General features: G+C 67.0%; 11 protein-coding genes and 1 pseudogene. 6 read left to right on the forward strand and 6 right to left on the reverse strand.

All coding sequences use genetic code 11. The features are described 5' to 3' along the window. Positions 1-168: 168 nt before the first annotated feature. Together VRZ77_RS06805 and VRZ77_RS06810 are read left to right on the forward strand one after the other, a co-directional pair. Positions 169-519: an ArsR/SmtB family transcription factor gene (locus VRZ77_RS06805; protein ID WP_414591911.1), complete on the forward strand. Its 351-nt coding sequence runs from the start codon at positions 169-171 to the stop codon at positions 517-519. Then, positions 516-1,085 (forward strand): SRPBCC family protein, encoded by a 570-nt coding sequence (locus VRZ77_RS06810; protein WP_414591912.1) that lies wholly within the window; start codon positions 516-518, stop codon positions 1,083-1,085. Before VRZ77_RS06805 ends, VRZ77_RS06810 begins: the two co-directional genes overlap by 4 nt. A gap of 4 nt (positions 1,086-1,089) precedes the next feature. Here VRZ77_RS06810 and VRZ77_RS06815 read toward each other — a convergent pair whose 3' ends face one another. Genes VRZ77_RS06815 through VRZ77_RS06825 form a run of 3 tightly spaced genes read right to left on the reverse strand, consistent with a single transcriptional unit; the run spans position 1,090 to position 2,584 of the window. Beyond that, the gene (locus tag VRZ77_RS06815) at positions 1,090-1,395 is read right to left on the reverse strand and encodes an AzlD family protein (RefSeq protein ID WP_414591913.1); all 306 of its coding nucleotides are present in this window, start codon (positions 1,393-1,395) and stop codon (positions 1,090-1,092) included. Continuing rightward, positions 1,392-2,111 (reverse strand): AzlC family ABC transporter permease, encoded by a 720-nt coding sequence (locus VRZ77_RS06820; RefSeq protein ID WP_414591914.1) that lies wholly within the window; start codon positions 2,109-2,111, stop codon positions 1,392-1,394. Before VRZ77_RS06820 ends, VRZ77_RS06815 begins: the two co-directional genes overlap by 4 nt. Positions 2,112-2,125: 14 nt before the next feature. Further along, a complete protein-coding gene (locus VRZ77_RS06825) occupies positions 2,126-2,584 on the reverse strand; it encodes a GatB/YqeY domain-containing protein (protein ID WP_241617376.1) in 459 nt (152 codons plus the stop codon). A 249-nt stretch (positions 2,585-2,833) separates the two neighbouring features. On the opposite strand from VRZ77_RS06825, the gene carA reads away from it, so the two are divergent. Next, positions 2,834-4,024, forward strand: a complete 1,191-nt coding sequence (carA, locus tag VRZ77_RS06830; protein WP_414591915.1) for a glutamine-hydrolyzing carbamoyl-phosphate synthase small subunit — start codon at positions 2,834-2,836, stop codon at positions 4,022-4,024. Between the two features lie 59 nt (positions 4,025-4,083). Here the strand turns inward: carA and arsC are convergent, their stop codons facing one another. The 3 genes from arsC to VRZ77_RS06845 are packed head-to-tail and all read right to left on the reverse strand — an operon-like array spanning position 4,084 to position 5,518. Then, on the reverse strand, positions 4,084-4,503 hold the full coding sequence (arsC, locus tag VRZ77_RS06835) for an arsenate reductase (glutaredoxin) (RefSeq protein WP_414591916.1): 420 nt from the start codon (positions 4,501-4,503) through the stop codon (positions 4,084-4,086). Further along, a complete protein-coding gene (locus tag VRZ77_RS06840; protein WP_414591917.1) occupies positions 4,500-5,174 on the reverse strand; it encodes an aquaporin in 675 nt (224 codons plus the stop codon). Before VRZ77_RS06840 ends, arsC begins: the two co-directional genes overlap by 4 nt. A gap of 2 nt (positions 5,175-5,176) precedes the next feature. Then, on the reverse strand, positions 5,177-5,518 hold the full coding sequence (locus VRZ77_RS06845) for an ArsR/SmtB family transcription factor (protein ID WP_414591918.1): 342 nt from the start codon (positions 5,516-5,518) through the stop codon (positions 5,177-5,179). A gap of 245 nt (positions 5,519-5,763) precedes the next feature. Here VRZ77_RS06845 and carB point away from each other — a divergent pair, with 245 nt between their 5' ends. The 3 genes and pseudogenes from carB to VRZ77_RS06860 form a co-directional block, all read left to right on the forward strand. After that, positions 5,764-9,096, forward strand: a complete 3,333-nt coding sequence (gene carB, locus VRZ77_RS06850; RefSeq protein ID WP_414591919.1) for a carbamoyl-phosphate synthase large subunit — start codon at positions 5,764-5,766, stop codon at positions 9,094-9,096. A gap of 138 nt (positions 9,097-9,234) precedes the next feature. Next, positions 9,235-9,708, forward strand: coding sequence for a transcription elongation factor GreA (gene greA / locus VRZ77_RS06855; RefSeq protein ID WP_414591920.1), 474 nt, complete (start codon positions 9,235-9,237; stop codon positions 9,706-9,708). 20 nt (positions 9,709-9,728) lie between these two features. Beyond that, positions 9,729-10,778, forward strand: a pseudogene (locus VRZ77_RS06860) (glycosyltransferase family 4 protein); the annotation flags it as partial. Between the last annotated feature and the right edge of the window lie 134 nt (positions 10,779-10,912).

A 10,912-nucleotide genomic window follows, 5' to 3' on the forward strand; every position in this document is an offset into this window, starting at 1 on the left:
TTTAGCAGGCAAGAGCCGGGCCGGTCCGGCATATCGCGCCATCCCCGCCAGCACTGAAGTGGCGTCGCAGCGCCCCGCCCGCAATCCCCGTTATCCACCGGCATGTCGCGACCGCGATATTCAACTTATTGGTTGACAGTTTCGGCGCATACGCAGATATTCAACCACATGGTTGAACAAACGCACGCCTCACCCCTCGATCTCGTCTTCCACGCCCTCGCCGATCCGACGCGGCGGGAGATGCTCCGGCGCCTGTCCTCCGGCGAGCGCACGGTGGGCGAGTTGGCCGAGCCCTTCGCCATGTCGCTCGCCGGCGCCTCCAAGCATATCCGCACGCTGGAGATGGCGGGGCTGGTGCGGCGCGAGGTGAAGGGCCGCCAGCATCTGTGCCGGCTCGACGCCGCGCGGCTCGGCGAGGCGAGCCAATGGCTGCGCTTCTACGAACGCTTCTGGACCGAACGCCTCGACGCCCTCGACGCGCTGCTGCGCGAGGACGACAGCAAGGGAGATACGCCATGACCGCGCCCATCGAGACCGCGCCCGCCGAATTCGATCTCGGCTATGCCACGCAGGACGCCATCGACACGCTGCGCTTCGAGCGCCTGCTGCCCGGCCCGGTGGAACGTGTCTGGGCCTATCTCACCGAACCGGACAAGCGCCGCCTCTGGCTCGCCGCCGGGCCGATGGAACTGACGGCGGGCGGCAAGGTCGACCTCGTGTTCCGCAATGGCGAACTCAATGCCGGCCAGCCGACGCCGGAGCGCTTCACCAAATTCGCGGGCGAGATTCACAATGAAGGCGTGGTGCTGGCCTGCGAGCCGAACCGGCTGCTGCGCTTCACCTGGGAAGCGGGAACGCCGACGGAATCGGAAGTCACCTTCGAACTCGCACCGCGCGGCGCGAAGGTATACCTCACCGTCACCCACCGCCGGCTGGTCGCGCGCGGCACGCGGCTTAGCGTGGCGGGGGGCTGGCACGCCCATCTCACCTTGCTCGCCGAGGCGCTGGAGGGGCGGGAGCGCAGCGCGCTGTGGCCGCTTTTCGCGCACTATCGCGAGGCCTATGAGGCGCGGCTGCCGGAGTGAGCGCTCACGCGCCGATAAAGGCCCGGTACAGCGCCGCCGCGAGAATGCCCAGCGCCATCGCGACCAGCCCCCGGCGCACCACCGCCATGGCCAGCAAGGTGACGCCGACCGCGACGAAGGCGGCGGCGCCACCGCGCACCGTCGCCGGCACCACCAGCGCCACCAGCACCGAGCCGGCGAGATAGCGCAGGAATGCTTCGAGCCGCGGCGACATCGGCATGAAGCCGACCAGCCAGATGCCGCCGGCACGGGTGGCATAAGTTACCAGCGCCATCGCGAAGATCACCAGCAGCGCGTCCGCGGAACTCATGGGCTCCGTCCATACTGGATCAGCCCGGCGACGCCGCCGGCAAGCCCCCCGACCAGCACATGCCAGTTCGCCGGCAGCCACCACACCGCCGCCAGCGAGGCCAGCCCGGCGACCAGCCACGGCAGATCGTCGATCTTCTTGCGGCGCAGCCCGAACAGCGTGGTGGCGAAGAACACCACCATGACCAGATCGAGCCCGTAGCGCTGGAGGTCGGCCAGGGTGAAATCGCCGACCGCGGCGCCGATCACGGTCGCGGTCAGCCACACCACCCACATCGCGGCGCCGCCGCCGACCATGTAGCCGAGATCGCGCTCGCCGCGCGCCTCGGCGGAAATCAGCGCCGCCCAGTTGAGATCGCTCAGCAGCGTCATCGACAGATAGCGCTTCCACGTCGACAGGCCGCGCGTCAGCGGCCGGATGGAGGCACCGAGCAGGAGATGGCGGGAATTGACCGCGAAGGTGGCGAGCAGGATCGTCACCCACGGCACCGGCGACTGCCAGAGATCCAGCACCGCGAATTGCGAGGCGCCCGCGAAGACGAGCGCGCTCATCAGCGCCGCGACCCAGCCCTCCAGCCCGGCCGCATGCGCCGCGACACCGAACGCCGCGCCGAACACGAAGACCGGGATGAACACCGGCACCATGGCGCGCGCGCCCCGCCAGGCGCCGGCAAGCGTCAGCGTGGCAGGCCCGCGCGCGGAGGGAGGCGTGTCCATGGGAAGGGAGCGGTTCAGCCGGCAGTGAGCAGGGTCTTTACCGAGCCGCTGGCCTTGCCGAAGTCCATCACGCCGGTATAGCGCTCCTTCAGCGCCGCCATGGTGCGGCCCATGTCCTTCAGCCCGTGCGCGTCGATTTCGGCGATCACGGCGGCGATGGCCGCCTGCGATTCGGCTTCCGTCATCTGCTTGGGCAGGAAGACCTGGATGACCGAGATTTCCTCGCGCTCCTGGGTAGCGAGGTCGGTGCGCCCGGCCTCGTCATAAACCTTGGCCGATTCCTCGCGCTGCTTGATCATCTTGGTCAGCAGGCCCAGCAGTTCGTCGTCGGAGAGCGGATCGCGGCCATGGCCACGCGCCTCGATGTCGCGATCCTTGATCGCGGCGTTCACCAGACGCAGCGTGCCGAGGCGGCGCTTGTCCTGCGTCTTCATCGCATCCTTGAGAGAAGTATTGATCGCGTCCCGCAGCACGTCGGCCTCTTTCGCATGATCTCGCGGCGTTTTCGCGTCGCGGAACGTCTCTGTTCCGCGCGTCGTCCCACCGCTGGTAAGCCACTGGTTTTCCGCCCCGCACCCCTTGCGGCGGGTCGCCGCTCCGCCCCGTCCGGCCGCGCGCGGCGCGCAGCTATACGGTTCACGAGGCGCAGATACCCGGTCTTCGGACTGGCATCCGGCGCGGCAACCGACTAATTAGGCCACACAGACGCAAGGAACAAGACCATGAGCGGCAGCGCCAACGACAATGTGTGGGCCGAACCCCTTCCCACGGCCCTTCTCGTGCTCTCGGACGGCACGGTGCTTGAAGGTTTCGGCCTCGGCGCCACGGGCGAGGCGGTCGGCGAGGTGTGCTTCAACACCGCGATGACCGGCTATCAGGAAGTGCTGACCGATCCGTCCTATGCCGGGCAGATCATCACCTTCACCTTTCCCCATATCGGCAATGTCGGCACCAATGAGGAGGACGTCGAGACCGTTTCGATGGCCGGCGCCTCCGGCGTGCGCGGCGTGGTGCTGCATTCGGCGATCACCGATCCGTCGAACTACCGTGCCACCCGCCATTTCGACCAGTGGCTGAAGGCACGCGGCATCATCGCCATTTCCGGCATCGACACCCGCGCGCTGACCGCGCTGATCCGTGACGGCGGCATGCCGAACGCCGTGATCGCGCATTCACCGGATGGCGTGTTCGACCTGCCGGCGCTCAAGAAGCAGGCGGCGGAATGGCCCGGCCTCGTCGGCATGGACCTCGTGCCCATGGTCACCAGCGCCCAGCGCTTCACCTGGGACGAGACCCCCTGGCAGTGGCCGGAAGGCTATGGCCGGCAGGAGGCGCCCGCCTATAACGTCGTCGCGGTGGATTACGGCATCAAGCGCAACATCCTGCGCCTGCTCGCCCGTGCCGGCTGCAAGGTGACGGTGGTGCCTGCCACCACCTCGTCCGACGAGATTCTGGCGCTCAAGCCTGACGGCGTGTTCCTCTCCAACGGCCCGGGCGACCCGGCCGCGACCGGGGAATATGCCGTGCCGGTGATCCGCGACATCATCGAGGCCGGCGTGCCGACCTTCGGCATCTGCCTCGGCCACCAGATGATCGGCCTCGCGGTCGGCGGGCGCACCATGAAGATGCACCAGGGCCACCACGGCGCGAATCACCCGGTGAAGGACATGACGACGGGCAAGGTCGAGATCACCTCGATGAACCACGGCTTCGCGGTCGACCGCGACAGCCTGCCGGCGACCGCCACCGAAACCCATGTCTCGCTGTTCGATGGCTCCAATGCCGGCATCGCGCTCTCCGACAAGCCGGTGTTCTCGGTGCAGTACCACCCCGAGGCGAGCCCCGGCCCGCAGGACAGCCATTACCTCTTCGACCGCTTCGTCGAGATGATCGCCAAGAACAAGGCCGCTTGAACAAGGCAGGCTGAGGCCACCTTCACCGATGCAGCGCCGGGCGGATACCCCCGTCCGGCCTATCGGGAAACCGGCCAAACTACCTCGCCATCCTCCTTGGTGAAACTGTCCGGCACCTGCTCCAGAAGATCGAACACACGTTCGGAGGGGCGCGCCAGCGCGGTTCCCCGGGGTGTGACCACGATCGGCCGATTTACGAGGATCGGATGTTCGATCATCGCCGCGAGCAGATGGTCATCGGTGACATCCGCCTCGAGCAGGCCCAGAGCCTGCGCGGGCGTACCGGCAATGCGCAGAACATCGCGCGGTCTCGCTTTCATCGCCGCGAGCAGCGCCGCAAGCTGCGCCCGCGTCCATCCTTCCTTCAGATACTCGACCACAACCGGCTCGTAGCCGGCCGCGCGGATCATCGCGAGCGTGTTGCGCGAGGTGCCGCAAGCGGGATTGTGATAGATCGTGACGGGAAACGGGGGGCTCACGTGGCGCGCTCCTTTCGCAGCAGCCAGGAAAACAGCAGCAGCGCCACGCCGGCACCGGCGAGTTGCGCCGCGATAAAACCCGGCACTGACGCCGGGGCGATACCGGCGAAGCTGTCACTGAGCGCACGGGCCAGCGTCACCGCCGGATTGGCGAAAGATGTCGAGGCGGTGAACCAGTAGGCCGAGGCGATATAGAGCCCGATGAGTTGCGGCGCGTTCGTCAGCCGGAAGCGGCGGCAGGCAAGAACGGTCGCGATCAGCCCAAACGTCGCCATCGCCTCGGAAAATTCCTGCGCGCCGCCATCGCGCAGCTTGGTCGCGACCTGAAGCACCGGCACCCCGAACATGAGATGCGCCGCCCACACGCCGGCAAGGCCGCCGAAAAATTGCGCCGCGCCATAGGCCATCGCGCACGCCCCGGTCATCTCCCGCCGCCGCCACAGCACCAGCGTCACCGCCGGATTGAAATGCGCGCCGGAGACCGGCCCGAAGACACCGATCAGCACCGTGAGTCCTGCGGCAGTTGACAATGTGTTGGCGAGCAGCGCCAGGGCGACATTGCCGCCGGCCAGACGCTCACCCATGATGCCGGAACCAATCACCATCGCCAGCAGCAGCGCGGTGCCGAGAAACTCCGCGGCGAGACGGCGGTCGAGGGAAACGATGTCCATGCTCATGCCGGCGACGCATCGGGGAAGCAGGCCACTGCAGCGGGCACGTCCGTGCAGGCCTCTCCCCCGCAGCAATTGGCGGTCAGCGCGGCGATGAGCGCGTTGATCACAACGAAGTCGGCGGAATAGATCAACTGTCGGCTGACACGCCTGCGGGACACCAGCCCGGCCTGCAGCAGGCCCTTGATGTGGAAGCTGAGCGAGGACGGCACGATGCCCAGCCGTTCGGCGATGCCCCCCGCCGGCAGCCCCTCGGGCCCGGCTTCGACTAGCAGGCGATGGATTGCCAGCCGATGCTCATGCGCGAGCGCCGCAAGCAGGGCGACCATCAGCTGCTGATCCATCAATTATTCCATATTTCGATAAATATCGAATAACTAAGTCTTATCCCCTCGTCAATCGCCGCCCTGCACCGGATGCAGCTTAGCCACCCACAGCCGCCCTTCCCCCTCGGAGGAATCTGGTTTAAGGGAAGCCGCAATTGCGGAGCAGGCCTCCGCCAACAAACTGATCCGGGTGCACCCAGGACGCGTCGACCACGCGTCCTTTTTCGTGTGCCCGGTGCAATGCGCGAGCCGCACGGGATCCGATGCCGAAACGCACAGACATTTCCACCATCCTCATCATCGGCGCCGGTCCTATCGTTATCGGACAGGCCTGCGAGTTCGATTACTCCGGCACCCAGGCGTGCAAGACGCTGAAGGCCGAGGGCTACCGGGTCGTGCTGGTGAACTCCAATCCGGCGACGATCATGACCGACCCGGATCTGGCCGACGCGACCTATATCGAGCCGATCACGCCCGAGATCGTCGCCAAGATCATCGCGAAGGAACGCCATGCCATTCCCGGCGGCTTCGCGCTGCTGCCGACCATGGGCGGCCAGACCGCGCTCAACTGCGCGCTGTCGCTGCGCAAGATGGGCGTCCTGGACGAGTATGACGTCGAGATGATCGGCGCCACCGCCGAGGCGATCGACAAGGCCGAGGACCGCGAGCTGTTCCGCGACGCGATGACCAAGATCGGTCTCGACACGCCGCGTTCGCGCCAGATCAAGACGCTGCCTCAGGCGCTGGAAGCGCTCGACGAGATCGGCCTGCCGGCCATCATCCGCCCGTCCTTCACCATGGGCGGCCAGGGCGGCGGCATCGCCTACAACAAGAGCGAATATATCGAGATCATCGAGCGCGGCATCGACGCCTCCCCCACCAACGAGGTGCTGGTGGAAGAGAGCGTGCTGGGCTGGAAGGAGTACGAGATGGAGGTCGTCCGCGACAAGGCGGACAACTGCATCATCGTCTGCTCCATCGAGAACATCGACCCGATGGGCGTCCACACCGGCGATTCCATCACCGTCGCCCCGGCGCTGACGCTGACCGACAAGGAATACCAGGTCATGCGCGACGCCTCGTTGGCGGTGCTGCGCGAGATCGGGGTGGAGACCGGCGGTTCCAACGTCCAGTTCGCCATCGATCCGGCCACCGGCCGCATGATCGTCATCGAGATGAACCCGCGCGTGTCGCGCTCCTCGGCGCTGGCGTCGAAGGCCACCGGCTTCCCGATCGCCAAGGTCGCCGCGCGCCTTGCGGTCGGCTACACGCTGGACGAGATCGCCAACGACATCACCGGCGGCGCCACGCCGGCCTCGTTCGAGCCGACCATCGATTACGTCGTCACGAAAATCCCCCGCTTCGCCTTCGAGAAGTTCCCCGGCGCCGACCCGGTGCTGACCACCTCGATGAAGTCGGTGGGCGAGGCCATGGCCATCGGCCGCACCTTCCAGGAATCGCTGCAGAAGGCGCTGCGTTCGCTGGAGACCGGCCTGTCCGGTCTCGACGAGATCGAGATCGAGGGCCTCGGCCAGGGCGACGACAAGAACGCCATCCGCGCCGCCATCGGTACCCCGACGCCGAACCGCCTCTTGCAGGTGGCGCAGGCGATGCGGCTAGGCCTCGACGACCGGCAGATCCATGCCGGCTGCAAGATCGACCCGTGGTTCCTCGAACAGATCCGCGAAATCGTTGACACCGAGGCCAAGATCAAGGCGCACGGCCTGCCCAGGACCGCCGGCGCCTTCCGCCGCCTGAAGGCCATGGGCTTCTCCGACCAGCGCCTCGCCACGCTGGCGAAGCTGCATGAAGCCGAGGTCTCGGAGCTGCGCCGCTCGCTCGACGTGCGCCCGGTCTACAAGCGCATCGACACCTGCGCGGCCGAGTTCGTCGCGCCGACCGCCTATATGTACTCGTCCTACGAGATGCCCTTCGCCGGTGCCCCCGCCGACGAATCCCGCCCGACCGGCGCGAAGAAGATCGCGATCCTCGGCGGCGGCCCGAACCGCATCGGCCAGGGCATCGAGTTCGATTATTGCTGCTGCCATGCCGCCTTCGCGCTGAAGGATGCCGGGTACGAGACCATCATGGTCAACTGCAACCCGGAGACGGTCTCGACCGACTACGACACCTCGGACCGGCTGTATTTCGAGCCGCTGACCGCCGAGGACGTGATCGAGATTCTGGAACGTGAGCGCACCAATGGCACGCTGCACGGCGTCATCGTGCAGTTCGGCGGCCAGACCCCGCTGAAGCTGGCCCGCGCGCTGGAAGAGGCCGACATCCCGATCCTCGGCACCTCGCCGGACGCCATCGACCTCGCCGAGGACCGCGACCGCTTCAAGACGCTGCTCGACAAGCTGCGCCTCAAGCAGCCGGCCAACGGCATCGCCTATTCGGTGGAACAGGCTCGCCTCGTCACCGCCGAGCTGGGCTACCCGCTGGTGGTGCGCCCGTCCTACGTGCTGGGCGGCCGCGCGATGCAGATCATCCATGAGGAAAGCCAGCTCGGCGACTACCTGCTCGGCACCCTGCCGGAGCTGGTGCCCAACGACGTCAAGGCGCGCTATCCCAACGACAAGACCGGCCAGATCAACACGCTGCTGGGCAAGAACCCGCTGCTGTTCGACCGCTATCTGTCCGACGCCATCGAGGTGGACGTCGACTGCCTCGCCGACGGCACGGACACTTTCGTCTGCGGCATCATGGAGCACATCGAGGAAGCCGGCATTCATTCGGGCGATTCGGCCTGCTCGCTGCCGCCCTATTCGCTCTCGGCCGAGACCATCGAGAAGCTGGAGGCGCAGACCCGCAACCTCGCCCTGGCGCTCCAGGTCGGCGGGTTGATGAACGTGCAGTATGCGATCAAGGATGGCACCATCCACATCCTCGAAGTGAACCCCCGCGCCTCGCGCACCGTGCCCTTCGTCGCCAAGGTGGTGGGCCAGCCCATCGCCAAGATCGCGGCGCGGATCATGGCCGGCGAGAAGCTCGCCTCCTTCGGGCTGAAGAGCGAGAAGCTCGACCATGTGGCGGTGAAGGAGGCGGTGTTCCCCTTCGCCCGCTTCCCCGGCGTCGACACGGTCCTTGGCCCGGAAATGCGCTCCACCGGCGAGGTGATGGGCCTCGACAAGTCCTTCGCGGTCGCGTTCGCCAAGAGCCAGCTCGGCGGCGGCACCAAGGTGCCGAAGTCCGGCACCGTGTTCATCTCGGTGCGCGAGGACGACAAGCCGCGCATCGTGGAGACGGCGCGGCTCTTGGTCTCGCTCGGCTTCAAGATCATGGCGACCTCGGGCACGCAGCGCTTCCTGGCCGAGCAGGGCATTCCCGGCACCAAGATCAACAAGGTGCTGGAAGGCCGTCCGCATATCGTCGATTCGATCAAGAACGGCGAGGTGCAACTGGTGTTCAACACCACCGAGGGCGCCCAGGCGCTCGCGGACAGCCGCTCGCTGCGCCGCGCCGCCCTCTTGCACAAAGTGCCGTATTACACCACGCTGTCCGGAGCGATTGCAGCGGCGCGCGGAATCAAGGCCTATATTGGCGGCGATCTGGAAGTGCGGGCCCTGCAGGACTATTTCACACACGGAAGCTGAGCACGCCGCAAGGCGACGCCAGCCTTCGCGAACGACGAAACGCAGCCCCTCGCGCGAGACCTGTCCCCGGCCGCAAGGCCGGTTCCGGGTCCCTCGCGGGGGCTTCGTTTGCTTTTAAGGGAGGTCCGATAAAGACCTATGGAAAAGATTCCGATGACCGCCGGCGGACACTCCGCCCTCGAAGCGGAACTCAAGCACCGCCAGCAGGTGGAGCGCCCGCGCATCATTGACGCCATCTCCGAGGCGCGTGCGCATGGCGACCTGTCCGAGAACGCCGAGTACCACGCCGCCAAGGAACAGCAGGCGCTCAATGAGGGCCGCATCGCCGAGCTGGAGGACAAGCTCTCGCGCGCGGAGATCATCGACATCTCCAAGCTCTCCGGCGATGTGGTGAAGTTCGGCGCGACGGTGAAGCTGATCGACGAGGACACCGAGGAAGAGCGCAGCTGGCAGATCGTCGGCGACATGGAAGCCGACGCCAAGGCCGGCCGCATCTCGCTCTCCTCGCCGCTGGCGCGCGCGCTCATCGGCAAGAAGCTCGGCACCTCGGTGGAAGTGGTGACGCCGAAGGGCGCCCGCTCCTACGAAATCGCCGCGATCCAGTTCGTCTGATCCTCATGACCCGGGAGGCGGTGCTTGATCCGGCGGGGCTGGAAGCCGTCGCGCCGAATTTCAAGCGCCGCCTTTCGGGCGTGACCGCGACGCTGGAACGCGTGGTGCCGTATCAGGCCCGCGACATTTCCATCGCCGTGCTCGGCCCCGGCCTCGCCGCCGGGCTGCCCCGCATCTCCTTCGCCGATCTGCGACATTTCTGGCGCGCGCCGCCCGGCCGCCCCGCGCGCATCTGGCACGCGCGGCGCAATGTCGAGATGCTGGCCGGCCTCGTCCTGCGCGACCTGCTGCGCATGAAACTGAAGCTGGTCTTCACCTCCGCCTCGCAGCGCCGCCACACGCGCTGGACCAAGTTCCAGATCGCGCGCATGGACGCGGTGATCGCGACCTCCGCCGCCACCGCCTCCTATCTGGAACGCCCTTCGACCGTGATTCACCACGGCATCGACCTTGCCGTGTTCCATCCGCCGGCCGAGAGGGCGCAGGCGCGGGCAAAGCTCGGCCTGCCCGACCTTCATCTGGCAGGCTGTCTGGGCCGCATCCGCGCGCAGAAGGGCACGGACGTGTTCGTCGACGCGCTGATCGCCGCGCTGCCCTCGCGTCCCGGCTGGGGCGGCGTGGTGCTCGGCCGCGCGGTCGGCAAGGATAGCGGCTTTCTCGACGGGCTTAAGGCGAAGGTAGCACGGGCCGGGCTCGCCGACCGCATCCTGTTCCCCGGCGAGGTCGCCACCTCGGTGACGGCGGACTGGTATCGCGCGCTCGATCTCTATGTTGCCCCGCAGCGCTGGGAGGGCTTCGGCGTCACCCCGCTGGAAGCCATGGCCACCGGCGTGCCGGTGATCGCGACCACGGTCGGCGCCTTCCCGGAGCTGGTGGTGGAAGGCGTGACCGGAAAGCTGATCCCGCCCGGCGATGTCCCCGCCATGAGCGCCGCCATGAGCGCCTTCATCGACATGGACGCCACGGTCCGGCAGGCATGGAGCGCGGCCTCGCTGGAACGCGCGCGCACCGACTTCGCCATCGAGGTCGAGGCCAAGCGCATTAATGCGGTCTATGAAGAAGTCTGGCGCGGGGCTCTAGAGCGGTTTCTGGCTGATCCGATTCAGAGCGGGATTCCCAAATCGCGGCATGTCTGCTTCCTTCGCGTTCGGAGTGGTGGAGATGGATCATGTCGCGCGCCTACAGCCAGGATTTGCGGGATCGG

The organism is Ancylobacter sp. G4_0304, assembly GCF_047501495.1.
Classification (GTDB): Bacteria; Pseudomonadota; Alphaproteobacteria; order Rhizobiales; family Xanthobacteraceae; genus Ancylobacter.

Coding starts and splice junctions, on each gene's coding strand:
- VRZ77_RS06805 (WP_414591911.1), top strand. CDS start 169: ATGGTTGAACAAACGCACGCCTCACCCCTCGATCTCGTCTTCCACGCC.
- VRZ77_RS06810 (WP_414591912.1), top strand. CDS start 516: ATGACCGCGCCCATCGAGACCGCGCCCGCCGAATTCGATCTCGGCTAT.
- VRZ77_RS06815 (WP_414591913.1), bottom strand. CDS start 1,395: ATGAGTTCCGCGGACGCGCTGCTGGTGATCTTCGCGATGGCGCTGGTA.
- VRZ77_RS06820 (WP_414591914.1), bottom strand. CDS start 2,111: ATGGACACGCCTCCCTCCGCGCGCGGGCCTGCCACGCTGACGCTTGCC.
- carA (WP_414591915.1), top strand. CDS start 2,834: ATGAGCGGCAGCGCCAACGACAATGTGTGGGCCGAACCCCTTCCCACG.
- VRZ77_RS06840 (WP_414591917.1), bottom strand. CDS start 5,174: ATGGACATCGTTTCCCTCGACCGCCGTCTCGCCGCGGAGTTTCTCGGC.
- VRZ77_RS06845 (WP_414591918.1), bottom strand. CDS start 5,518: ATGGATCAGCAGCTGATGGTCGCCCTGCTTGCGGCGCTCGCGCATGAG.
- carB (WP_414591919.1), top strand. CDS start 5,764: ATGCCGAAACGCACAGACATTTCCACCATCCTCATCATCGGCGCCGGT.
- greA (WP_414591920.1), top strand. CDS start 9,235: ATGGAAAAGATTCCGATGACCGCCGGCGGACACTCCGCCCTCGAAGCG.